The organism is Brevibacillus parabrevis (genome assembly GCF_022701015.1).
In the GTDB taxonomy this organism is placed as follows: domain Bacteria; phylum Bacillota; class Bacilli; order Brevibacillales; family Brevibacillaceae; genus Brevibacillus; species Brevibacillus parabrevis.
The window spans coordinates 4713067-4737872 of the sequence record NZ_CP064090.1; the positions used below are offsets into that span (position 1 = coordinate 4713067).

20 protein-coding genes, 1 riboswitch and 1 other annotated feature are annotated in these 24806 nt (G+C 53.7%); of the genes, 10 read left to right on the forward strand and 10 right to left on the reverse strand.

Annotated features, from left to right (window positions below; genetic code table 11):
* Positions 1–219 precede the first annotated feature (219 nt).
* The gene (locus tag IRJ17_RS21600; protein ID WP_173595640.1) at positions 220–1377 is read right to left on the reverse strand and encodes an MFS transporter; all 1158 of its coding nucleotides are present in this window, start codon (positions 1375–1377) and stop codon (positions 220–222) included.
* 159 nt (positions 1378–1536) lie between these two features.
* Here IRJ17_RS21600 and IRJ17_RS21605 point away from each other — a divergent pair, with 159 nt between their 5' ends.
* Positions 1537–2055, forward strand: a complete 519-nt coding sequence (locus tag IRJ17_RS21605; protein ID WP_173595639.1) for a GNAT family N-acetyltransferase — start codon at positions 1537–1539, stop codon at positions 2053–2055.
* Positions 2056–2181: 126 nt separating this feature from the next.
* Here the strand turns inward: IRJ17_RS21605 and IRJ17_RS21610 are convergent, their stop codons facing one another.
* Positions 2182–3780 (reverse strand): peptide chain release factor 3, encoded by a 1599-nt coding sequence (locus tag IRJ17_RS21610; RefSeq protein ID WP_122965742.1) that lies wholly within the window; start codon positions 3778–3780, stop codon positions 2182–2184.
* Positions 3781–3971: 191 nt separating this feature from the next.
* Between IRJ17_RS21610 and IRJ17_RS21615 the strand changes: the two genes are divergently transcribed.
* The 4 genes from IRJ17_RS21615 (at position 3972) to IRJ17_RS21630 (ending at position 7597) form a co-directional block, all read left to right on the forward strand.
* Positions 3972–5492: a carboxypeptidase M32 gene (locus tag IRJ17_RS21615; RefSeq protein ID WP_173599189.1), complete on the forward strand. Its 1521-nt coding sequence runs from the start codon at positions 3972–3974 to the stop codon at positions 5490–5492.
* A 195-nt stretch (positions 5493–5687) separates the two neighbouring features.
* Positions 5688–5831 (forward strand): hypothetical protein, encoded by a 144-nt coding sequence (locus IRJ17_RS21620; protein WP_167470357.1) that lies wholly within the window; start codon positions 5688–5690, stop codon positions 5829–5831.
* A gap of 123 nt (positions 5832–5954) precedes the next feature.
* Positions 5955–6533 (forward strand): mismatch-specific DNA-glycosylase, encoded by a 579-nt coding sequence (locus IRJ17_RS21625; RefSeq protein WP_217021727.1) that lies wholly within the window; start codon positions 5955–5957, stop codon positions 6531–6533.
* Between the two features lie 77 nt (positions 6534–6610).
* Entirely contained in the window at positions 6611–7597 is a 987-nt protein-coding gene (locus tag IRJ17_RS21630; protein WP_173595637.1) for a phosphotransferase, read from the forward strand.
* A 72-nt stretch (positions 7598–7669) separates the two neighbouring features.
* Here IRJ17_RS21630 and IRJ17_RS21635 read toward each other — a convergent pair whose 3' ends face one another.
* Positions 7670–9535, reverse strand: coding sequence for a bifunctional homocysteine S-methyltransferase/methylenetetrahydrofolate reductase (locus IRJ17_RS21635; protein WP_173595636.1), 1866 nt, complete (start codon positions 9533–9535; stop codon positions 7670–7672).
* 34 nt (positions 9536–9569) lie between these two features.
* Positions 9570–13019, reverse strand: a complete 3450-nt coding sequence (gene metH, locus IRJ17_RS21640) for a methionine synthase (RefSeq protein WP_242771879.1) — start codon at positions 13017–13019, stop codon at positions 9570–9572.
* A gap of 116 nt (positions 13020–13135) precedes the next feature.
* Positions 13136–13236: riboswitch (SAM riboswitch) on the reverse strand.
* Positions 13237–13445: 209 nt separating this feature from the next.
* Between metH and IRJ17_RS21645 the strand changes: the two genes are divergently transcribed.
* Entirely contained in the window at positions 13446–13553 is a 108-nt protein-coding gene (locus IRJ17_RS21645) for a YjcZ family sporulation protein (RefSeq protein WP_083955646.1), read from the forward strand.
* Between the two features lie 69 nt (positions 13554–13622).
* Here IRJ17_RS21645 and IRJ17_RS21650 read toward each other — a convergent pair whose 3' ends face one another.
* Together IRJ17_RS21650 and IRJ17_RS21655 are read right to left on the reverse strand one after the other, a co-directional pair.
* A complete protein-coding gene (locus IRJ17_RS21650; protein WP_173599192.1) occupies positions 13623–15791 on the reverse strand; it encodes a YcdB/YcdC domain-containing protein in 2169 nt (722 codons plus the stop codon).
* Positions 15782–16354: a sigma-70 family RNA polymerase sigma factor gene (locus IRJ17_RS21655; protein ID WP_122965891.1), complete on the reverse strand. Its 573-nt coding sequence runs from the start codon at positions 16352–16354 to the stop codon at positions 15782–15784. The genes IRJ17_RS21650 and IRJ17_RS21655 overlap by 10 nt, the downstream gene beginning before the upstream one ends.
* A 208-nt stretch (positions 16355–16562) precedes the next feature.
* On the opposite strand from IRJ17_RS21655, the gene IRJ17_RS21660 reads away from it, so the two are divergent.
* The 4 genes from IRJ17_RS21660 to IRJ17_RS21675 all read left to right on the forward strand — a co-directional run bounded on the left by IRJ17_RS21660 (position 16563) and on the right by IRJ17_RS21675 (position 21040).
* Positions 16563–17057, forward strand: a complete 495-nt coding sequence (locus IRJ17_RS21660) for a hypothetical protein (RefSeq protein ID WP_122965890.1) — start codon at positions 16563–16565, stop codon at positions 17055–17057.
* A 43-nt stretch (positions 17058–17100) separates the two neighbouring features.
* Positions 17101–17366: a binding site (T-box leader), on the forward strand.
* 76 nt (positions 17367–17442) lie between these two features.
* Positions 17443–19158 (forward strand): arginine--tRNA ligase, encoded by a 1716-nt coding sequence (gene argS, locus IRJ17_RS21665; protein WP_122965735.1) that lies wholly within the window; start codon positions 17443–17445, stop codon positions 19156–19158.
* Positions 19159–19330: 172 nt separating this feature from the next.
* Positions 19331–19699 (forward strand): hypothetical protein, encoded by a 369-nt coding sequence (locus IRJ17_RS21670; protein WP_122965734.1) that lies wholly within the window; start codon positions 19331–19333, stop codon positions 19697–19699.
* A 63-nt stretch (positions 19700–19762) separates the two neighbouring features.
* Complete coding sequence (locus IRJ17_RS21675; protein ID WP_242771882.1) at positions 19763–21040, forward strand: erythromycin esterase family protein; 1278 nt, start codon at positions 19763–19765, stop codon at positions 21038–21040.
* A 189-nt stretch (positions 21041–21229) separates the two neighbouring features.
* Here the strand turns inward: IRJ17_RS21675 and IRJ17_RS21680 are convergent, their stop codons facing one another.
* The 4 genes from IRJ17_RS21680 to IRJ17_RS21695 form a co-directional block, all read right to left on the reverse strand.
* Positions 21230–22417, reverse strand: a complete 1188-nt coding sequence (locus IRJ17_RS21680) for a thiolase family protein (RefSeq protein ID WP_217021722.1) — start codon at positions 22415–22417, stop codon at positions 21230–21232.
* Positions 22418–22450: 33 nt separating this feature from the next.
* Positions 22451–23191 carry an amino acid ABC transporter ATP-binding protein gene (locus IRJ17_RS21685; protein ID WP_122965731.1) on the reverse strand — a complete coding sequence of 247 codons (741 nt, stop codon included), beginning with the start codon at positions 23189–23191 and terminating at the stop codon, positions 22451–22453.
* Between the two features lie 18 nt (positions 23192–23209).
* Complete coding sequence (locus tag IRJ17_RS21690; RefSeq protein WP_063227804.1) at positions 23210–23875, reverse strand: amino acid ABC transporter permease; 666 nt, start codon at positions 23873–23875, stop codon at positions 23210–23212.
* An 86-nt stretch (positions 23876–23961) separates the two neighbouring features.
* Positions 23962–24771: a transporter substrate-binding domain-containing protein gene (locus IRJ17_RS21695; protein WP_173599195.1), complete on the reverse strand. Its 810-nt coding sequence runs from the start codon at positions 24769–24771 to the stop codon at positions 23962–23964.
* Positions 24772–24806: the final 35 nt, after the last annotated feature.

The window sequence follows — 24806 nt, forward strand, 5'->3', positions numbered from 1 at the left end:
TTCTCTATTCGGTATTTTTTCCTAAATTTAATTAAAATAATGATGTTTAGAACAATTTTCATATCAAATCACCTTCACACTTTTCTAGATATATTTTCATGAAGCCTTTGTACAAGAGCACATGCTTGGCAATCTTAACCTTCTCACGGTTTTCCACCCCACTTCCCCCTGCACAAAAAAAGAGTCTCCCTGACCCCCTCCAGGAAAACTCTCCGCTCCCTACCTTGTCACCCCGCTCAACAACAGCCGATGCAACCCGCTGATCAGGCACACCCCCGCCGTGACAAAAAAGGCGATGAAGTACGAGTGATGCCAGTTGCCCAAAAGACCTGCCACCACGGGACTGAGGACAGCCCCGACCGACAACACGGCAGAGTAAATGCTGAACACGCTGCCGTACATTTCGCGCGGAGTGTGGATCGTCAAGGTCGTGGCAAAAGCCGGGAACAGCATTCCGAAGCATGCGCCGAGGCAGAACATCATCACCTGAATCGGAATCGCCAGACCCATCGCCAGCATGTACATCAAGAGGCTGAGGATGCCAAGCCCCGCAAATGACCGCGTTTCGATCGCTACCTTGTGCAGCCAAAACTGGCTGAGGATCGCGAGCGCTCCCAATCCTTTCAGGCTGAACAAAATTCCCGTAACGGCTGGCGACATCCCTTGCTTTTGCACGAGCAGCGGCACTTCGTAAATGATCGTCCCTTGCGCGTAGATGATGGCAAACCCGCCGAGAAAAGCCGGATACAGCATCCGATTTTCCATGATCGCGAGCAGACTCTGTTTGCCCGATATGTTCGGCTTGGAGGGCGCTGCCTGGTCGCTGCCGCTGTCCACTACTCTGGAAGGAAGGACGAGCCAGGAAAAAACGCCTGCCACGATCATGATGTAACCCAAAATGACGAACGACTGGCCGTAGCCGAACTGTACCGCAAAAAAGCTCCCGACCGCTGGCGAGACGATCCCGGCTGTCGTGAGCACAAGTCCTTTTTTGCCCATGATTTCGCCCTGTTCCAGCGCGGTTTTGCCTGTCTCCCCCAACATGGCGGAACAGGCGGGCGAGACGAACGCCATGACGAAGCCAAGCATCAGGCGAAACGAAAAAAATGCCCCGGCATGCGTCACGAGTCCTTGTCCAATCAGCATTACCCCAGCCAGGATCAGGCCTCCGGCAATAAACCATTTCTTCGGAAAACGGTCGAGAAAAGGGCCTGCGATGAGATTGCCGCTCAGATTGCTGATGGCATAACCACCCAGCACGAAGCCGATCATCGCAGCGGATACGCCCAATATATTCAAGTACGGCGCCAGCAGCGGCGTTTGCGCGTGCATGTCAAAGGCAACGAGAAACAACACGACCAACAGCAGAACCCTCAAAGCATTCCCATCCTCTCATCCCGCCAGTCTTTGTCCCAGTATATGAGGGGAGTCGTCCAAGTAGGATAGGAAAAGCTTTCTGAATTGCCAAAAACAAGCAGCTTTTCTCGCTTGCATCCTGTATGATGGAAAAAAATGAAAAGGCTGGTGAGTCAAGCTATGATCGTTTTGCAAACAGAGCGTCTTGTTCTGCGGCGCGCGCACGCGGAAGATGATGCGGCCTTTATTTTCGGGCTTTTGAACGAGCCATCCTGGTTGCAGTACATCGGTGATCGCGGCGTCCGCACGTTGGCAGATGCGCAGCAGTACATCGTCAACAGCTTGCAGGCAAGCTACGAAAGCTACGGCTTTGGCTTGTTTGTCGTCGCAGAAAAAGCAACAGGCACTCCGGTAGGCTTGTGTGGCCTCATAAAAAGAGATTTTCTGGAGGATGTCGATATCGGCTATGCTCTCTGTCCTCCCTATTGGGGAAAAGGGTACGCCTTCGAAGCGGCCTCCGCTGTTTTGGACTACGGGCGCGAGGCGTTCGGGCTGAAACGGATCGTCGCGATCACGGACAAGGCGAATGATGCATCCGGCAAATTGCTGGAGAAGCTGGGCTTGCGCTGGGAAGGCTACGTTCGCAAGCAGCCCGATCAGGAAGAGCTGAAGTTCTTCTCCATTGATTTCCCCTCCTAAGACTTTAGGCAAAAAAGCCGTTAGCAAGCCCGTCTTTAAGCGAGCAAATCTTTCAGTCAAGCGCGCCGGAACACGAAAAACAGGACCCCGCAATTCCTGCGAAGTCCTGTTCTACTCTCCTGCCACTTACGATTGAACAGCTTTCAACCCGAGCGAGCTTTCATGGAATTTGATGGACGAATGCTTATCCATCGCTACCCGAAGCTGGTACTCGCTTTCGAACAGCATGACCGGACGTCCGTAGCGGTCTGTCACGGTTTTGTTCTTCACGGCATCGAGCGCCGCTTTGTCGCCTTCGAGCCAGCGGGCAATCTGATACGGCATTCTCGTCAGCATAATATCGACGCCATACTCTGCTTTGAGTCGGTATTCCAGCACCTCAAACTGCAAGACGCCGACTACGCCGAGAATCAGTTCTTCCATTGGATAGGTGCGGAATAATTGTACCGTCCCTTCCTCTGTCAGCTGCATGATGCCTTTTTGGAACTGCTTGTGCTTCATCGCGTCTTTCACCATGACTTTGGAGAAAAACTCAGGCGAGAAGTGCGGCATTTCCTCGTACTCGAACGACTGGCCGACACAGAGCGTGTCTCCGATCTGGAAAATGCCCGGATCGAACAAGCCGATGACATCGCCTGCGAACGACTCCTCGACGATCTCGCGGTCTTGCGCCATGAACTGCACAGGCTGCGCCAGCTTGATGTCTTTGCCCAGACGCACGTGCTTCACGGCCATGCCGCGCTCGAACTTTCCGGAGCAAATGCGCAAGAAAGCGATACGGTCGCGGTGAGCCGGGTTCATGTTGGCCTGGATTTTGAAAATAAAGCCGGAGAACGGATTGGTGTACGGATCGATCATGCCGGCATTGCTCTTTTTCGCGGAAGGCGCTGGCGCCATTTGCAGGAAGTTGTCCAGGAAAGTCTGCACGCCGAAGTTGTTGATCGCGCTTCCGAAGAACACAGGTGTCAGCTGTCCTTGGGCAATCAGTTCCGGATCGAACTCATCCCCTGCTACGTCGAGCAGAGAAATTTCGTCCTGCAGTTGCTGCCACAGCTCCTGACCGACGCGGTCGCCGATCAGCGGGTCTTCGGCTCCCTCTACCGGGAAAAACGAGATATCTTCATGCTGCGTGTTGGTCTGATACAGCTCGACGCGGGATTTCATGCGGTCGTACACTCCGCTGAAGTAGCTTCCCATGCCGATCGGCCAGTTCATCGGGTACGAACGGATGCCCAGTACGCGCTCGATTTCTTCCAACAGCTCAAACGGGTCTTTCCCGTGACGGTCCAGCTTGTTGACGAATGTAAAAATCGGAATGCCGCGCATCCGACAGACCTTGAACAGCTTGATCGTCTGCGCCTCCACCCCTTTTGCCACGTCGATGATCATGACGGCAGCGTCGGCAGCAGTCAGGGTGCGGTACGTGTCTTCACTGAAGTCCTGGTGACCAGGAGTGTCCAAAATATTGATGTGGTGCCCGTTGTATTCAAAGTCCATCGCACTGGACGTAACGGAGATTCCGCGCTTTTTCTCGATCTCCATCCAGTCGGAGGTAGCGTGCTTGGAGTTTTTCCGGCCTTTGACCACCCCTGCTTCGCGAATGGCTCCGCCGTAGTAAAGCAGCTTTTCCGTCATCGTCGTTTTACCCGCATCCGGGTGGGAGATGATGGCAAAGGTGCGTCGTTTTGCTATCTCATTTTCCCATTGGGGATTGGTTTGACTCATCAATCATTCTCCTGTCATCGCGAATAAGTAGCCAGATTGTTTTCCTATACGATTATACCGACAAATGCGTGCTGCATCCACCTAGTAATTTTTCTTCAAACCGTTATAATATTTAGTAGTAAAAATTTTTTGACTGCATGATGTACATACTTGACCAATTAACGTTTTCATACTTACACAGGAGGGACTCCATGACGACCAATCTGGAAACACGCGCGGCTGATTTTCGCGCCTATGTGAAAAAAATGACCAGCTACAACCAGGCACTCGCAGTTCTGCAATGGGACAAAGCAACGCAAGCGCCACGCAAAGGGATGGATGCCCGCTCCGAGATTATCGGCGTGCTCGCTGGCGAACAGTTCAAGCTGGCGACATCCAAAGAAATGGAAGCGTTTTTAACCGAGCTCGGCGAACCTTCCGCACTGGAAGCGCTCGATGAGATCACGCGTCACAGCGTGCTCGAATGCAAAAAAGAATTTGACCGCAACAAGCAGATTCCGGCTGAGAAATACCAGGAATTTGTCGTTTTGACCTCCCAGGCGGAAACGGTATGGGAAGAAGCCCGCGCCAACAACGACTTCTCGATGTTCCAGCCGTACCTGGAAAAAATCGTGAACTTCCAGCTGGAGTTTATCGAATATTGGGGACACGACGGCAAAAACAAGTACAACACCTTGCTCGACCTGTACGAGCCGGGCATGACAGTCGATCAGCTCGATCCGATCTTCGCTACCCTGCGCGAGAAAACCGTCAAGCTGGTCAAAGCAATCGCGGAATCGCCGAACAAGCCGGACACCGCTTTCTTGAACAAAAACTTCCCGATTGCCGAGCAGGAGGCGTTCAGCCGCTTCATTTTGGAAAAAATCGGCTACGACTTCAAGGCGGGCCGCATGGACAAGAGCGCCCATCCATTCTGCACCACCTTCAATCCGGGCGACGTGCGCATTACGACTCGCTACGACGAAAACGACTTCAACTCGGCGCTGTTCAGCTGCATCCACGAAGCGGGTCACGCCATGTACGAACAAAACATCAATCCTGAGCTTTTGTTCACGCCGCTCTGCGACGGTACTTCGATGGGCATTCACGAGTCCCAGTCCCGCTTCTGGGAAAACATGATCGGACGCAGCCTGCCGTTCTGGAACCACTTTTTCGCTGATTTGCAAAAAGCATTCCCGGCCCAATTCGAAGGCGTATCCGTGGAAGACTTGTACCGGGCGATCAACTCTGTCACTCCGTCCTTCATCCGTACAGAGGCTGACGAGCTGACGTACAACTTGCACGTCATGATTCGCTACGAGATCGAAAAAGGCTTGATCAACCAAACGATCCAGGTTGCCGATCTGCCGAAAATCTGGAACGAAAAAATGCAGGAATACTTGGGCGTGGAACCGCCTACCGACACACTCGGCGTTCTGCAGGACGTGCACTGGTCCGGCGGCAGCTTCGGCTACTTCCCGACTTACTCGCTCGGCAACGTGTACGCGGCCCAATTTGCCCACGTCATGAAGCAGGAAATCAGCGGCTTCGAAGACTTGCTGGCAAACGGCGACTTCGCTCCGATCCGCGCTTGGTTGAAAGAAAAAATTCACCAGTACGGAAAAATGAAAAGCCCGCGTGAACTCGTGCAAGCGATCACGGGCGAAGGCACCAACGCGACCTACCTGATGGAATACTTGGAGAAAAAATATACCGACATCTACAAGCTGTAATGTGTAGATGGTTGTACCCACAGCGTTCCCAATCCGGGAGCGCTTTTTTCACGGATCGCTTGAAATCGCTTCCTTTTTGTTCACCTTCTATCCACGATTTCTTCACGCCTTATTCACACCTGCCCAGCCACAAACTCACAAAAGAGGAGTATGATAAGCGTGTAAAACATTTCCACCAAGTGAGGGGTAATCCTTATGATTCAACAATTGTCGCGCTGGTTGTGGGGCAAAGAAGAACACGAAGCCGTTCCTTTCGAGACAAAAAAATACGTCCGCAATGAAATGGAACAATTCATCACGAATGAGCCGGAGCACATGCTGCCGTACGCTCAGCTGTAAGATCGAACCTAATCACACTTTTACCGATAAGCTGCCAGCGTTTGGCAGCTTTTTTTGCCTGTTTCTGTAAGCGCTCTCCTCTGTGCTACAATCAAATCAAGGAAAACAATCGGAGGGATCATCTTGGTGGAATTTACGGAAAAATGGCTGCCTACTTACATCCGCCGCGATTTGACAGTGTTGTTTTGCGGCATCAATCCCGGGCGCGTATCGGCCACAGCCGGATTCCACTACGCGAACCCGGCGAATTTGTTTTGGCGCGGCTTGTTCGAGGGCGGGCTTACCGCAAGACAACTGCTGCCGGAAGAAACCTCGCTGCTGTTGGATTACAACTACGGCATTACCGATCTCGTCACGCGCCCTACCCGCTCCTCTTCTGATCTCACGCGCGAAGATTTTGACACAGGCGCAGAGCAGTTCGTGCACATGATCCAAACGTACCGCCCGCGCGTCATCTGCTTTAACGGAATTACAGCTTTTCGCCATGCAACAGGCCAGAAAAAAGCCGCTGTCGCGCTGGGTCTGCAACCAGAGAAGGCATTCGCTACCGACGATTGGGCAGGCAGCTACTTGTTCGTCATCCCGTCCACGAGTGGAGCCAACGCCTCATTCACACGGGCGGAACGCATCGCCAAATTCGCCGAGCTGAGCGACTTTTTGCGCCAAAAAGACTGGCATCCGCTTCCCTTGCCGCCCAACTGAAGCGCCGTGAGTGTCATCCGCTTGGGCCGCCGCGTATGATAATCGTACGTTTCTTTTGCAAGGGAGGCGCAAAACGGATGGACGACCTCATCGGCAAAATCGAGCAAAAGTACGCGCTGAAAGTATTGCAGCAGGAAACACTTCGCGAGACGCCCAAGTCGCTCGTCGTCTTTCTCGATACCTCGATCGGCAAGTTTATCGGCAAAATTTCGTACTTACCGAAAGAACGCCAGCACTTCATTTTGAACGCCGAAGCGCATTTGCGCAAAAAAGGCATTCTCATCCCCGGCATCCAGCGCACGAAAAGCAACCAGCGCTCGATTGTGTACAAAGACAACTTGTTTGTGCTGCACCAATGGTTTTCCTGGCCGAAAATCGCCTACAGCTCACCGAAAAAGCTGGAGCAGGTCGGAGCCGCACTAGGGCGCTTCCATCTGCAATCGCTCGGTTTTACTTCCAAGCATGGCGAGCTGTACAACGGGGCGAAAAAATGGTCGGAGGAATACAAGACGGATCTGGCTGCACTGGAAAAATGGGAGCAGCGCCACATGAGCAAAAAGAATCCGAAATCGACGACGATTGTGGAATACTTGCCTTATTTTCGCCAGGCAGGGCTTGCGGCGCGAGAACAGTTGAAATCATCCGCCTACTTTTCCAGCTGGAAAAAGCTTGCCCTGCGCAAGCATTTCCTCTGCCACGGAGATTTCAACAACGGCAATTTGCTCACGCGCAACCAGCAAATCGCGATTATCGACTGGGAAGACGTCCGCTACGATTTTCCTTCCAAAGACATCAGTCGCGTCCTCTCGCTCGCCATGCGCAAGGCAGGAAGCTGGAACGAGCCGTTGTTTACGTCTTTGTTGCGGGCCTACTTGCAGGAAAATCCGCTGTCTGCCGAGCAGCTGCATTTGCTGTTTGTCGATCTGACCTTCCCACATATCATGGAACGGTTTTTGCGCATGAAGCAGTATGAGGAGATGGAAGTGGCCGAGATTCAGAAGTTTTGCACGCGTGAGGCGATCAAGACCGCCTATATGCTGGATGAACTAAAAGCCCTCGCGTAAAGACGAAAGGCAGCTGCCTGTCTTGCGCGAGGGCCTATTGGGCTTTTTTCCTGTTTGGGCTGGTCTGGTCTTCTACGGTTGCGCCGTTTTGACCAGGGCGCTTTGCTGCCGCACGTACGCAATCAGGTCAGCAGCCATATCGTAATAGTTGAAAGGCGTAATCAGGTAAATCCCGTTGAAATAGCGGACAGCCGTGTCGAGCAGTTCTTTGGCGATGGCGATGCCTTCCTGCCTGGCCGCTGGTCCCTGTACTTTTTTCATCCGTTCCAAGGCTTCCGCCGAAAGCTTGATGCCAGGCACTTCATTGTGCAGGAACTCGGCATTTCTTGAACTGGTCAGCGGCATGATGCCGATAAAAACCGGGATGCCGATGTGCTTGGTCGCCTCGTGTACAAGGCGAATCGATTCGACGTCATACACAGGTTGGGTCATGATGTAATCAGCCCCTGCCTCGACTTTCTTTTCCAGCCGGGCGACAGCCGCTGCCATGTTGCGCACGTTCGGGTTGAAGGCTGCGCCCACGATGAACTGGGCTTTTTGCTTGAGCGGTCGTCCCGAGAACGAGACGCCTTCGTTCAACTGCTTCACCATGCGGATCAAATCGAACGAAGTGACATCAAACACCGAGCTTGCCCCCGGCAAATCGCCGAAGCGGGACGGGTCGCCCGTGATGACGAGAATTTGGTCGATGCCAAGCGCGTGCAGCCCCATCAGATGGGATTGCTGCCCGATCAAGTTGCGGTCACGGCAGGCAATATGCAAAAGCGGATCGATCCCGTGTCTCGTTTTCATCAGCGCTCCGAGCGCCATGTTGCTCATCCGCACCGTCGCAAGCGAATTGTCTGCCAGCGTGATCGCGTCTGCCCCTGCTTTGTGCAGCTCGCAGCAGCCGTCCAGAAACTGTTCGGCGTCGAGATCGCGCGGCGGATCAAATTCGACGATGATCGTTGTAGCTGTTTTCACCCGTTCCACGATGCTTGGCTTCTCGCGCTCGTGAATGCTTTGTACCGTTATGTGCGGACGCTCCGCCAACGCAATCGTTGGATTCACGCGTGCTTGCGGCTTTTGCCCTGCGAGCGCATCTGCTATCGCCTTCACGTGTGCAGGGGTCGTTCCGCAGCAGCCGCCGATCAGGCGCACTCCCTGGTCGCGCAGGCGCAGGGCGCTTTCGGCAAAATAGTCGGGAGACGACTTGAAGGCGTACTCCCCGTCCGTCATTCCCAGCCGTCCCGCATTGGGGAACGCTGACAGAAGCGAATCATCCGGGAAGATCGTGCTTTCAAAAGAGCGCAAAATTTCAGCCGGACCCAAGCGGCAGTTCAGACCGATGACGTCTGCTCCTGCCTGTTTCAGTTGCGGAAAAGCATCCGTCAGCGAGTAGCCGTCGCGCGTGCGTCCGACTTCCAATGTCGCCAGTTGCGCAATGACGGGCACATCTGTCAGCGGACGAATGACCTCGATGGCGAGCAGCAGTTCCTCCAGATCGAGGAACGTTTCCAAAATCAGCGCGTCTACGCCTGCGTGCAACAGCGCGATCGCCTGTTCCTCGTACTGGTCCCGATACTCATCCAGTACCTTTTTCTTCACCCGTCCAGCCAAAATCGAGCCGATGCTGCCTGCCACGTACGCATCGTCCTGAGCGGCTTCGCGGGCAATCGCCACGGCAAGACGGTTGATCCGCGCCACTTTGTGCTCCAAACCGTAGCGGCTGAGCGCATCCCGGTTCGCGGAAAATGTATTTGTCTCCAAAAGGCGCGCTCCTGCCTGATAGTACGACGCATGAACTTCGTGCACCACTCGCGGATTGGACAAACACAACTCTTCAAAGCTGACGCCAACCGGGGCGCCCAGCGCATGCAGCTGGGTCGCCATGGCTCCGTCTCCGACCAGCAGGTGCTCCTGCAAATACTCCCGTAAGTCTTGCTTGCTCGTCGTCAACTCAATCCCTTCTCTCCCATTTTCATTAGACGATCTATACTTCAAACACCGACGGACCTGCGTTAAAGTAACGCGCTTCCGGGTGGGCAAATACCATCGCGGATACAGAAGCTTCCGGCTCCATCATGAAGCCTTCTGTCAACTGGATGCCGATGTCTTCCGGCCGCAGCAGGCGGAACAGTTGCGCCTGGTCTTCCAAGTTCGGGCAAGCCGGATAGCCGAACGACACGCGAATGCCTCGATAGCGGGCACCGAAGCGCTCCAGCATGGTCATTTCCGCCGGATCAGGAATCCCCCATACATCGCGCATTACGTGGTGAATCCGCTCCGCAAAAGCTTCCGCCAGCTCCAGAGCCAATGCTTGCAAAACGTGCGAGCGCAAGTAGTCGCCGCGTTCCTTCAGTTCAGTCGAGCGCTCGCGAATGCCGCCGCCTGCTGTCACCGTCAAAAATCCGACGTAATCCATCTCCTTGCTCTCGACCGGACGCAAGAAATCGGACAGGCACAGATGCGGCTCTTCCGGCTGACGCGGGAACGAGAATCGTTCCAGCACTTTGCTGTGGTCGTTTGGATCGTAGACGATAATATCGTTGCCGTCCGCTTGCGCCGGGAAAAACTGATAGGCACCGTGCGCCTTGATCGTTCCCTGCTGCTTCGCTTCATTCAACAGCTCCTCGACTATCCCGTACAGTTCCAACGCCTTTTCGTCGCCCGCTTCCAGCAATTTTTCCACGTTTCCACGCACACCGAGATGCTTGCCGAGCAGCATGCGCAAATTCAGGTACGGTTGCAAATGGCTGATCGGGTACTGGCGCAGCACGTGTCGCTCGCAGTCTGGCGGCAACTGAATCGGAACGGTTCTGCTAATCGCCGAACGGGCAGGCAGCGGAGCTTTTTTCTCTTGTACCACCACGGGTTGCGCCGTTGCCGCCGCTTCAGCGAGTTCTTGCTGCTCAGCGACCAGACGCTCCCGCTCGTTCGGGTTTTGCAAACGGTTGACGAGGTCGAGTCCGTCCATCGCATCCTTGGCGTACAACACGATTCCGTGGTATTCCGGCGCGATCCGGTTGGAAGTGAATTTGCGCGTCAAAGCCGCACCTCCGACCATCATCGGCACATCGATTCCCGCTGCTTTCAAGTCTTGCGCGGTAATGACCATTTGCTGGGCCGATTTGACCAAAAGACCGGACAACCCGATCGCATCCGGCTTCTCTTCCCGGCAAGCGGCAATCAGTTGCTCAGGCGGCACCTTGATCCCCAGGTTCACTACGTTGTAGCCGTTGTTTGCCAAAATGATTTCCACCAGATTTTTGCCGATGTCGTGCACGTCGCCTTTGACTGTCGCCAGCAAAATCTTGCCTTTGGCCGCCGCATCGCTCTTTTCCATAAACGGCTCCAAAAACGAGACAGACGCTTTCATGACTTCTGCGCTTTGCAGCACTTCCGCTACGATCAGCTGGTTTCCGTTAAACAGGCGGCCGACCTCTTCCATTCCTGACATCAACGGGCCGTTAATAATTTCAAGCGGCGCATACTTTTCCAGAGCCAGCTTCAAATCGTCAGTCAAGCCATCCTTGGAGCCTTCGACGACATATCGGGCGAGGCGCTCTTCCAAAGTCAGCGTGGAAGCTTCCACCCGCACTTCTTTTTTCTTCTGGCGGTAAAATTCGGTGAATGCAGCCAGTGTTTCGTCGTTTGTCTCGAACAGCAGCGCTTCCGCCAGCTTGCGCTCATCCTCGGGAATCGACGCGTAGCGCTCCAGCTTTTCTGTATTGACGATGGCAAAATCGAGTCCGGCAACCGTCGTGTGGTACAAAAACACGGCGTTGAGCACTTCGCGGCCCGCTGCTGGCAGCCCGAAAGACACGTTGCTGACCCCGAGAATCGTTTTGCACAGCGGCATCGCTTCTTTAATGAGGCGAATCCCCTCAACCGTCTCCTTGGCGGAACCGATGTACTGCTCATCCCCTGTACCGACCGGGAACACCAGCGGGTCGAAAATGATGTCTTGCGGGGCAATTCCGTACTGGTTGACCAAAATATCGTACGAGCGCTTCGCCACTTCCAGCTTCTTCTCGCGCGTGACAGCCATGCCCGCTTCCTCGATCGTTCCGACGACTACAGCCGCTCCGAACTTTTTGATCAGCGGCGCTACTTCTTCAAAGCGCTCCAGGCCGTCTTCCAGGTTGATCGAGTTGAGAATCGCTTTTCCCTGGGAATAGCGCAGGCCCAGCTCCATTACTTTTGCATCCGTCGAGTCGATCATCAGCGGAGCCTTGACCTTTTTCACGACGAATTGCAGGAATTTTTCCATATCGGCGTATTCATCCCGATCCGGGTCAGCCAAACAAATATCGATGACGTGAGCGCCGCGTTTTACTTGTGCCCGGGCGATATCTGACGCTTCCTCGTATTGGCCTGCGGCGATCAAGTCGCGGAATTTTTTCGAACCGATGACGTTTGTGCGCTCCCCTACCAACAGCGGGCGACTGTCATCTTCCACGTACACGACTTCGATGCCGGATACCGCGCTGACAGCCTGATCGACAGCCTGACGTGGCTTGCAGTCTTTCAATGCTTCTGCCATCGCCCTGATATGGTCGGGCGTCGTTCCGCAGCAGCCGCCCGCCACGTTCAGCCAGCCTTGTTCCGCAAAAGCGCGCATTTTTGTCGCAAGCCCTTGCGGCGTCTCATGGTAATGTCCGTTTTCATCCGGCAAGCCCGCATTGGGGTAACAGCTCACTCCGCATTGAGCCAGTCCGGACAGCGTGCGCAGATGGTCGCGCATGAACTCGGGACCGGTCGCACAGTTCAGCCCAACGGACACGGGCTTCAAATGCTCAAGCGAGATATAAAACGCCTCGATGTTTTGACCGGCAAGAGTCGTGCCCATCGGTTCAATCGTCCCGGACAGCATGACGGGCAACTCCACATCCAGCTCTGCGAACGCTTTGCGGATGCCGATTCCCCCCGCCTTGACGTTCAGCGTATCCTGCGATGTTTCCAGCAGCAGCACGTCGGCTCCGCCAATGATCAGTCCTTTTGCCTGACGATAGTAGGACTCCACCAGCTCCTCGAAGGTGACGCCGCCTGTCAAAGCGAGCGTTTTCGTCGTCGGTCCCATTGCCCCTGCCACGTATCGCGGCCACTCGGTTGTGCTATAGGCATCTACGGCTTCCTTCGCCAGACGGGCCGCAGCGATGTTTAACTCCAAATCCTTGTCGGCGACATCGTACTCGGCCAACACGACGGAGGTGGCTCCGAATGTATTCGTCTCGACGATGTCCGCTCCCGCCTCCAAATATTTTTCGTGGATGGATCGAATGACGTCTGGTCGCGTCAAGTTCAAAAGCTCGTTGCAACCATCGTAGGCTTCGCCGCCAAAATCATCGGCGGTCAAGTTCGCCTGTTGCAGCATCGTGCCCATCGCACCGTCCAGAATCAGAATTTTCCGGGAAAGCTGTTCGCGAAAAGTGGGTTTCATTGACGTACTCCTTTTCTCCCTTGCGGCGTTTATTCTCGGCAGTTTTTTTGCACAAAAAAATCCTCTTCTTTGAAAGAAGAGGATTTGTCCGCGGATACAATTGCGCCTGAACCATCCTCTCATCTTTCAAAGCCGTAGCTTTGCTGGAATTGGCACCGGATTTTAACCGGTTGCCGAGGCTTCATCAGGCCAGTCCCTCTGCCTCTCTTGATAAGAGTTGTACCATGGTATTCATTTTTGACTTTCAGGTTTCATGTTTGACAGTATCTTAACACCGCGTCCTGTCTACGTCAATTGAGAATTTGTCTATTATTTACTGCTTTTCTCCCCGACTGCGCCCATTTTTGTGCTTACCGGGCATCCGCCCACGCCAATCTGTGCGATCGTGTATAGACTGTAGCATAACGGAAAGGAGGGGGAACAAACGTGAGTACATCTTACTGCGGAAATGGCATCTTTGGAGACTGCTTCGCACTGGTGCTCGTACTGTTTATCCTGCTGGTCATTGTTGGGTGTTCGTGTGACGACTGCTAGGTAAATGACAAGAAGAGGCTATCCCCCCGCCTTCCAGCTGGCTTGCGGGATAGCCTCTTTTTCTTGTCCTTACGGCTCGATTACAGCCTCGCCGCTTTTGGCATCGATGGTAATGAAACTGCTTGCCAGCTCTTCCTCGCTCCACGGAATGTACGCGAGTCTCGGACGATCCAGCCAATCGTTTTCCTGATCTTTTAACAGGTAAACAAGCCTGAGTGGCATGACGCGCAAAAACGACTCGGCAGCCTTTTGTTTGGAAACGACCTCGGCTGACGAAGGAAGCTCTATCAACTTGTGAGTCTCTCGCCAATTCCGGAAGCTGTTTACCTTCCCGGTCGAAGGGTCTACCGACACCTCGTAAGCGGCATCTGGCCCCTTGTCCAACACCGGAATCCCATCCTTGCTCATGACATAGCGGAATACCCAGTTGCCTGACGAAACCGGATTGGCTGCGCCAGGTTCCATCACTTGTGCAAGCTGCACTTCTTTTACGCCCGGATCGGCGTATTTGGCCAAAAAGAACACGGCTGCCTGCTCGGCCTGTTCGCGCTTCACGGTCACTTGCGTATTTGTGCGGGGAACGCGCAACCCAACTACCTGGCTCGTCTTCGCGTCGATCGTCACTTCATGCCAGCGGTCTTTGCTATCTGCCCAGTTGAATGATTTGTTCTTTTGGTGATCATCTACGGATTCCCGATAGGACATGCCTTCGACGTTGACGCCAAATTCCGTTTGCAAAAGCGCCTTCGCCTCTTCCTTCGTACGCACGATGACAGGCTGTTCGTGTGTCTCGAACGCATCTGCCTGCGGCTGCTCCCGCTGCAGCTGATCGTAGGCAAAGCCGTTGTTTCCCGTACCGTAGTTGATCTTGCCGCTATGCGCATCAATGTACCAATCAAGGAAAACCGGCCTTCCTTGTTGGAAAAAGGAAACCGCTGCCCTGTATTCCAGTGTCGGCTGTTTCAGCGCCTTCCCTTCGGACATGTGCTGCACGTATACAAGCTTCATATTTGCGGCCAGCTCGTTTTCGGCGGCGCTTTTCGCCACAGCTTCCGCAGCATCCGGGAACGAAGACGGGGAATACGCTCTCGTCGGTTTGCTGAACATCAGAAGACGTCCGGAGCTGCCCAGTTCAATATCCAGCACATCTTCCATGACAGGTAACCCGTTATGATAACGCATGAATTTTTCCGCGCTATTCGATTCCACATGGCGATAGTTCGCGCTGTCAGCTCCAAGCAATCGGCCGAGAAGCTGCTTCGCTTGCTTTAACGCCTCTGCTTCATTTGGCTTTTGCGCTTCTTCGTTGCGGTCCCGCTGAATCCGGTACAGATCGATGTCTTGCCCGTTGCCGATTTCGCTCACCATCGCTGTCTGGCCTTCGTCGTTCACTTTGCCCAAAACCAGCGCCCAGCCATCTCGAGTCAGCTGTTTGTTGTAGACAACCGGGAACGGATTCAGTTCAGTCACGGAGGCGGCGAATTTGGCAAACAGCTTCTGCTCCTGCTCGTTCAACCTGCCGAAAAAGGCGACGCGCTCCTTTTTGTCCACCTGGACAGTCAAGACATCGTACGGGACAGGCTTGCCGTTTTCCAACCGCTGATAGCTGACGTTCATCCACGTTCCGTTGCGCCAATCCTCATCCGCATAAACTTCTGTCGCCTGATGCGCGTAAACCTTCGCTTCTTCACCGAGCGCGGTCTGCAAAAATGCTTGCGCGACTTTCTCTGCTTGCGCGGGCGCAATCGTTGTTTTCTCGCCGTCACTGCTTGCGTCCAGCAAGTAGCTTTCGATCCGCCCCGTCCGGGTGTCATACGCGACTTGTCCGATTGCCCTGTCCTTTTGCAGCAAGGTCACAAGCGCAATCCCATCCAGCGTCTCGCCTTTGCGCAGTGTGACACCGCCAAGCTCAGGGACTGCCTTTTGCAGCGGAGCCAGCGCTTGTTCCGGTGAAACGGCCTGCTCCGCGGTTTTGTCCGTTTGATGCGCCGCCGCTGCGCTCGTTCCATTTTTTTGCGGCGACATGGACGGCAGAAAGCCCTCTCGCACCCCTAGCACGGTCAATGCCAGACAAGCCGCAAGCGATCCCGCCATGACTAACTGCTTGTGATTTTTCTGCTTTTTCTTCCCGACCTCCATCCGAATCCTCTCTTCCATTTCCCGGGTAAACTTCACTTCCGAAGCTGCCGCTTTCCCTGCTTCGCGTACAGCTTCACGCAGCCCCTGATCTAGTTCCATTCCAATCCCTCCTTTTCACACAATGCCCGAAAATGTTTGCGCGCCCGATGCAGCTGCGTCCGTACCGCATCCTCGGAAATATCCAGCACTTGTGCTACTTCCTTAATTGACAAATCTTCATAGTAATGAAGTACCATGACCTTTCGATACAAAGGCGACAGCATCATGACTTTCTCGGCGATATGTACCTGGTCCAGTTGCTTGAAAACGGACGATTCCACGTTCCCTTCCGCCACTTGTTCCGGCACGGTTTCTTTCGGGGAGACAAACGTAGAAAAGATTTGCCGGAACGACCACGATCGCAAATACTTGCGCGATTCATTGATGGCAATCCGGTACAGCCATGTTTTCAAACTGCTCTCATGGCGAAACTGATCCAGCGACCGATAGGCTTTCAGGAACACTTCCTGTGTGATGTCTTCCGCGATTCCGCGATCTTTGACGATCATGTAGGCGAGCTGGACGATTTTGTCACCGTAGTCATTCATCAAAGTCGACAGCAGCGCATCCTTGGTCGGCTGCAAAGACCGCTCTGCCGCGTTAGCCTTTGCACTGGCATTCAGATTGACATTCACTTTGCTTCACCTCCTCTTGCAAACGATATCCATTTGATCCAGCAGCCTGCTTTTTGTGACAGAAATCGCGATTTATTTTTCCTGGCCTCTGTTTTCAGCGGAAAAGACGACACCTGCGCGCACTGCGTTCGTTGTCAGAGCGGAACGCTTTTGCTATCATGAGGCTTACCTAACCCCTAGAAAGGAACGATTGACGATGAACACTTTGCTCGCTTGTGAAAAAGACGAGTTTTTGTCCTGTATAGAGACGGTAAAGGAACTGGAAACATCCGAGTTTGAAACATATTCCATCGTAAAGCATACCGAAACAGGTGAACACTATTTGCGCTACTTTTTGTCGCATATCAACCTGTCCGAAGGCGGCAGAAGGGACAATTACGATCACTTTTTGCCACTCGACTCCGACGACGTTCTCGGTCTGATGTTTGGCGATCAGGATTACCACTTCCCGGAAAACTGGCGCTCTTCCTACCTGCGCAGCGGCAACGACAATCGGCTGATCCCTTTTGATCCATCCGAGAATTACGATCTGGAAGAAGAAGCGGCTGCCGAGCTGGCCATGGTGGAAAAACTGGAGCAGTACAAGGCGCAATGGATGCATGCCGAAAACTTGACGGCGGAAGAAAGAGAAAAGCTGACGCAGGAGTATTTCGCGGCACTCGACAAGATTTTGAAAAAACCGGAAGAGTAAGTTGCACAAAAGCACCAAAAACGGCTATAATGCTAGGTAAACAAGCGAATCGTTGATGAGGACAGTACCCTTGGACTTACGGCTGTAGCGAATCGGGGATGGTGGAAGCCCGATGCCTGACCAAGTGCGGAAGCGCCCCTCGGAGATGCGGCCTGAACATCTGACGCTATAGATGTAAGCGTCTGGATTGTGTAGGGTTTTGCCGGGTCTGCCCGTTACAGCAGCGCAAAGCGGTTTTTGCCTCAACCAAATCATGCAGGCAAAAACAACAAGAGTGGCACCGCGGGAGCACAACCTCTCGTCTCTTTTTACAGGAGACGTAGAGGTTTTTTTATTTTTCAAACGTTCCGTTCCAAAGCTTTTCCCATCTGAAAGGAGAATTACCATGAGTTACAAACATCAAGTGGCGGAAAAAATCGCCGCGGCCCTCACCGGACTCGGTGTGAACGATTTCTCGCAAGAAACGGTGTACAATATGCTGGAAACACCGCCAAACCCGGCTATGGGAGATATCGCTTTCCCATGTTTCCAATTGGCAAAAGCACTACGCAAAGCTCCGCCGATGATCGCGACAGAGCTTGCGGAAAAAATAGAAGGTGCGCCGCTGCGCTCGGCACAAGCGGTCGGCCCATACGTCAACTTGTTTCTCGATCAGCAAAACGTGGCGGAGCAAGTCATTGGCACCATCCTGGCACAAGGCAGCGCTTACGGCAGCAGCGAAGCAGGCCAAGGCCGCAAAGTGCCGATCGACCTCTCCTCCCCTAACATCGCCAAGCCGTTTTCCATGGGGCACTTGCGTTCGACCGTCATCGGAAACGCGATTGCGAACATCATGGAAAAACGCGGCTACCAGCCTGTGCGCATCAACCACTTGGGTGACTGGGGCACACAGTTCGGCAAGCTGATCGTCGCCTATCGCCTGTGGGGTGACGAGGAGAAAGTCAAAGCGGAGCCGATCAAAGAACTGCTCAGCCTGTACGTGCGTTTCCACGAAGAAGTTGAAAACGACTCTACCTTGGAAGACCAGGGCCGCGAATGGTTCAAAAAGCTGGAAGATGGCGACGCCGAGGCGCAGCATCTGTGGAAATGGTTCCGCGACGAATCGCTCAAGGAGTTCATGAAAATTTACGAGCTGATGAACGTCTCCTTCGACTCCACGCACGGGGAAGCTTTCTACAACGACAAAATGGATCGCGTCGTCACCCTGCTCGAAGAAAAAGGCTTGCTGACCGAATCGGACGGCGCCATGGTTGTCAGTCTCGATGAGTACAACATGCCGCCATGCCTGATCAAAAAGTCGGACGGCGCTACTTTGTACGCCACGCGCGATCTGGCAGCCGCCCTGTACCGTCATGAGACGTACGACTTCGCAAAAGCGCTCTACGTCGTAGGAAACGAGCAGCGCCTCCACTTCCAGCAGCTCTACAAAGTATTGGAGAAAATGGGCTACGCCTGGTCCGCCGACATGCATCACATCCCGTTCGGCATGATGCTCAAAGACGGCAAGAAAATGTCCACGCGTAAAGGAAAAGTCGTCCTGCTCGAAGAAGTTTTGGCGCAGGCGATTGCCGATGTGCAAAAAGTGATTGAGGAGAAAAATCCTTCCCTCGCGAACAAGGACGAAGTTTCCCGCCAAGTCGGGGTCGGTGCCGTCATTTTCCACGACCTGAAAAACTACCGTCTGAACGACATCAACTTCTCCTGGGAAGAAATGCTCACCTTTGAAGGCGAGACAGGGCCGTACGTGCAATACACGCACGCGCGCGCTTGCTCGCTTCTGCGCAAAGGAGAGTACAAGCCGCAAACGGCTGCCAGCCTCGTACCAGATGCATTGGACAGCAAGGAAGCGTGGGCAGTCATCACTTTGCTGAACAGCTTCCCGGAAGTGATTGAACGGGCCAGCGACAATTTCGATCCGTCGCAAATCGGCAAGTACGTCATCGACCTTGCCCAATCGTTCAACAAGTTCTACGCCAACGTGCGCATTTTGGCCGAGGAAGAAGACGTCAAAGCGTCCCGCCTCCAGCTCGTAGCTGCGGTAGTCGCTGTCCTGAAAGAAGGATTGCGCCTGCTCGGACTGGCTGCTCCAGAGGAAATGTAACTGTCGCAAGATCACGAAAGCCGGCTGCCTCCTGCTCTCAGGAAACGCCGGCTTTCCTTTTTGGAAAACAGCAGCCACGGCTCGCTTGCCGATATCTCACCACCTAAATCGTTCCATTTTTTGTCATGCTTTGCGATAATAAAAAGAAAAACGTCATTGGTGGTGAGTGGATGTGAGCAGAACGATACAGTTTGGCCCGTCGGAGTGCACGTTGGCGCTCAGCGGCTGGCGCGCGGTGATCGCATTCGAGAACCGCATTACCATGCCGTATCGATTCATCAAGCATGTTCAAGTCGATTCTTTTACTCCCGAGCCGGGAACGCTGCGCATGCCGGGAACGGAGATTCCTTTTTCCAGCACATATGCGGGCAGATTCCTCTACGGAAACGATTGGTACTTCCTTTCCTTCGAGCGGACGAATCATCTGCTTTTGCTCGATTTGGAAGGACATGCGAAATACCGGAAAATTGTCGTACAGGTGGAGAACCCCACCGAGATCGCCGTTACGCTGCAACAACATCTGCTCGCTCAACACGAATGAAGACAGACAACCGTTGTGAAGCAGATTCTTTTTGAAAAACGCCCTACAGAAAGTGAGATTGTTATGAAAAAAATTGTTTTGATCGCCGCAAGCTTGCTGCTCATGCTCAGCGTCCTGACTGGCTTTGACACCCCTGCCCCTGCTGCAAGCTCCCTGCAAAGCTCTTTGCAAAAATATGCCGTTCCTGTAGCGAAAATGGAGCTGCCCGCGAAGACGATTATCGGCTTTGGCGAAGCTACGCACGGAAACAAGCAGTTCACTACGCTCAAGCTGGACGTATTCCGGCATGTAGTCGAGAAGCAAGGCTATCGCGTGTTTGCCATCGAAGGTGATTTTGGCGGCGCCCAGAAGGTCAACGACTTCCTTTTGGGTGGACATGTAACCGCAAACGATGCGGCAAAGGCGATCGGCTTCGCCATCTACAACACGCAAGAAATGGCCGATCTGCTGTCCTGGATGCGCACTTACAATGAAAAGCAGCCTGCCGACCAAAAAATCCATTTTTACGGATTTGACATGCAGCGCTACGATCACAACAAGACAAGGCTTTTCGCCTACTTGCAAAAAGTCGACCCTGCGCTTGCTTCTGAATCGGCAAAGGCACTCGCCAAGCTGACCGATCAAACCGTGTCCGACGAAAAGCTCGCAAAGGAGAGCCTTGCTTCGACTCGCCACATGCTCGAACGAATCAAGCAAAACAAAACCGCCTACATCGCCAAAAGCTCGGAAAAAGACTACGAGCTGGCTGTCGCCTATGCCGAATCGATCATGCAAAATGCCACTTTGCACGGAACGAACGTCCCTTACGGCAGCACGCGCGACCGCTTCATGGCCGACCGGGTCAACTGGATTCTCGCGTTTGAAAAGAAATTTTACGGACGCCAGCAACTGTTTATCGCCGGACATAACGGACACATCGAAAAAACGTCGACAACGGCAGGCATCATCGCCTCCATGGGCGCCCATCTGGCGAAAACGTGGGGCGACCAGTATTACGCGATCGGCAGCGAATTTTACGAAAGCTCGTTTCTGGCCAAAGACGCGTCAACCAATGAACGCAAGCTGTTCCATGTCAAAAACAGCGGGGAGCAGCGACTAGCCGTTCTGTTCGCGAAGACCGGAATGGCGGATGGCTTTTTGGATTTTGCCAAGACCCGCCAGGACACAGCCTTTTCCGCCTACGTGAATCGCGCCCAGCCGATCAGCGCCATCGGCGACATGTTTGCCAGTTGGTATGGCAGCATCGAGAAAATGTGCACGCTGCAAATGGTTCCGGCAAAAGCGTTTGATGCGCTGGTGTTCGTGCGGACGGCGACGCCTTCTGTCATGCTCGCAGAGTGACAGCGTCCGAGCGAGCAGTTGAATGCTTGATCTACCTGACTCTACGTCAGTCGCATGTGCACACATGAGTAGACTGCAAAGCGCTGATCCCGACCACCACAAAAGCCCCGCCAGAATGCCGCTAAATCGAAGCGGCTCTCTGACGGGGCTTTTTTATGTGCTGTGCTTGTTTCGCTTACATGCTTGGCCTTACGAAGACAGCGTCATGTTTTCATAGATGACGGACAGACCCATTCCGCCTGCCATGCAGAGCGTGACCATGCCGTATTTGACGCGGCTGCGCACCATTTCGTTCATCAGCGTCACGGTCAGCTTGGCGCCTGTCGCTCCGACCGGGTGACCGAGTGCGATCGCGCCTCCGTTGACATTGACCTTCGCCGGGTCCAGCTCCAGCCCTTTGATGACGGACAGCGCTTGTGCGGCGAACGCCTCGTTCAGCTCGATCAGCCCGATGTCATCCAGTGTCAGACCTGCTTTTTCCAACGCTTTTTGCGTCGCCGGGACAGGCCCGATTCCCATTACGCCCGGCTCCACTCCTGCGCTGGCAAACGTCTTGATTTTGACCAGCGGCTTAAGACCCGCTTCCTCCGCTTTTTCCCGCGACATCATCAAGACGGCTGCTGCTCCGTCGTTCATCGGACATGCGTTGCCCGCCGTAACCGTGCCGTCTTTTTGGAAGACGCTTTTCAGCTTCGCCAAATCGTCCAGATTAATATCCGCACGCACCGACTCATCCTGGTCAAAGACGCGCGTCCCTTTGCGCTCCTTGATTGCAATCGGCACGATCTCGCTGGCAAATTTGCCTGCGGCGATGGCGGCTGCGGCTTTTTTATGGCTGTCAAAAGCGAACTGATCCTGCTCTTCGCGGGAAATCCCGTACTGGAGCGCGAGCCGCTCCGCTGTGATCCCCATGTGCTCGCCTTCCAGAGAACAGATCAAGCCGTCCGCCAAGAGAGCGTCTTCCATCGTCAAATTGCCGAATTTGCTGCCCCAACGGTTTTTCACCAAGTACGGGACATTGCTCATGTTTTCCACGCCGCCGGCAACGACGACATCTTCCTGCCCGGCCATGATCGCGAGTGCGCCGCTTGTGATCGCCTTCAAGCCCGATCCGCACGCCTTGATCACGACATGCCCGTACACCTGGCGCGGAAATCCGGCGAGCTGCGAGCTGATCCTGGCCGCGTTCAGACCGCCGCCGTGCACGTAACCGTTGCCAAAAATCACTTCATTGACTTCCTGCTTGGAAAAGCCGGACTTTTCCATCAAGCCTTCCAATACTTGCCGTCCCAGCTCCGTTGCCGGCACGTCGCGCAAGCTTTTGCCGAAAGCGCCAACTGCGCTGCGCGCCCCGGCGACAATGACTACTTCTCTCATCGCTACGCTCCCTTTCGCTGTTGCCTCGTTACCTTACAAAACCCGATTCAAAAACTCGCGTGTCCGCTCTTCTTTCGGATTGTTGAAAATTTCTTCCGGGCGCGCCATCTCCACGATTTTCCCCTGGTTCATAAAAGCGACCCAGTCCGCTACTTCTTTGGCGAATCCCATTTCATGCGTCACAATAATCATCGTCATCCCGTCCTGGGCGAGCTGCTTCATCGTTTCCAGCACTTCGCCGACCAGCTCCGGATCGAGCGCGGATGTCGGCTCGTCAAACAGCATGATCTCCGGCTTCATCGCCAGCGAACGGGCGATCGCCACCCGCTGCTTCTGACCGCCTGACAGCGAGGATGGATAGACGTCTGCTTTTTCTGACAATCCTACCTTCTGCAAAAGCTGCAACGCTTCCTGCTTCGTTTGCTCCTTGTCCGCTTTTTTCGCGATCAGCGGCGCTTCCATGACGTTTTCCAACACGGTTTTGTGCGGGAACAGATTGAAGTGCTGGAAGACCATGCCGACTTTTTGCCGCACTTTGGTCAAATCGTCCTTTTTCGGATCGATGCTCTTTCCTTCAATCAAGATATCTCCGCCATTCTTGATTTCCAAAAAGTTGATGCAGCGAATCAATGTGCTCTTGCCGGAGCCGCTCGCCCCGATCAAGACGACGACCTCGCCTTTTGCCACCTCTAATGTGACGTCTTTCAACACTTCTACCTGTCCAAAGCTCTTCTTCAAGTTTTGCACGCGAATCATGACTTGCTTGTCTTCCATTGTTTTCGCCCCTTTGCTCTACACGTCACCTTTGGCCAACCGCTTTTCCATCCGATGGACGACATACGTGAAAATCATGACAATCACCAAATAGTACAAGGCGACGATCAAAAAGTACGTCATCTCGTCAAAGGTTTCTGCTGACAGACGGCGAGCCAGCGAAAACAGCTCATCCATCGCGATAAATGCCGCCAGCGACGATTCCTTCAGCGACAAAATAAACTGGTTGCCGAGCGGCGGAATCGAACGCTTCATCGCTTGTGGCAAAATGATTCTACGCATCGTTTGAGACGAGGACATCCCGAGCGACAAGCCTGCTTCCATCTGGCCCTTGTCAATCGACTGGATGGAGCCGCGGAAAATTTCTGCGATGTACGCCCCGCTGTGAATCGCCAGAGCCAAAGCCGCTGACCAAAATTGACCGAGATCGATCATCTTGTAAAAACCGAAATAGAGGACAAAAATTTGCACAATCAGCGGCGTGCCGCGAATGACCATGATATACACGTTGGCGATGATTTGACCAAGCTTGAACTTGGACACTTTCAACAGGGCGACGAACAGCCCGATAATCGAACCTACGATGACGGAAGCAACCGTCAGCTCAAACGTCAGCAGCAGCGGCTTCCAAAAAAACGGCAGTGTGCGAAAAAACTCTTCGGTCAAATGTGAAATACTGGGCACTCGATGCCACCCCTCGCTGATAAAATGTTCCTGTCACCCGCAGCTTTGCGCCCGCAGATGACAGGCAGTCGAACCGATGCGTCAAACTACTCGTTTTTGCTGATATCGCGTTGGAAATACTTTTCGCTCAACTGTTTGTAAGTGCCGTCTTCATGCATTTGCTTCAGCACCTCGTTGATTTTGTTCAAGAGTTCTGTGTTTCCTTTGCGCACGGCAATTCCATGCTGAACCTCTGACAGCGGCGCTCCGCTTTTCTTGATCTTCAAGCCTTGGCCAATCGCGATTTCCCCGACCACGCTATCAGTAATGACCACATCGTGCTTTCCTTGCTCCAGGGCACGCAGCGCAGTCACGTCGCTGTCGTACGTCTTGATGTTGTCGGTGTACTCGCGCGCCATTTTTTCGTGCGTAGTGCCCAGGGCAACCGCAACTTCCTTGCCTTTCAGCTCTTCCAGTGTGGAAGTTGTGCCGTCCGGACGAGTGAACAGTTGACCACCGGACAAATAATATGGATCAGCAAAATCAATTTGCTGTTTGCGTTCTTCTGTAATGGCATGACTGGCAATCGCTGCGTCGTAACGCCCTTCTTTTACCCCGGCAATGATGCCGGAAAAAGGCGATGTAACCGCTTTCGGTGTAAGGTTCAGCCGCTTGGCGATTTCGTTGCCGATCTCGATATCGAATCCGGTCAACTGCCCGTCTTTGAAATAGCTGAACGGCTGGTATTCACCGGAAGCCGCGAAAGTGAACACGCCCGCTTCTTTTGTCATCGAGGAACCCGCAGCTGCGCTACCTTGTCCTCCGGTATTGCCAGTCGACGCTTCTTGTCCACATCCTGCTACGAGAAGTGACAAGGAAAACAATACTCCTGCAACGGCTTTGAGTGATTTTTTCATAGTAATTAGCCCCCTTATGATGTCTGTCAAACTGT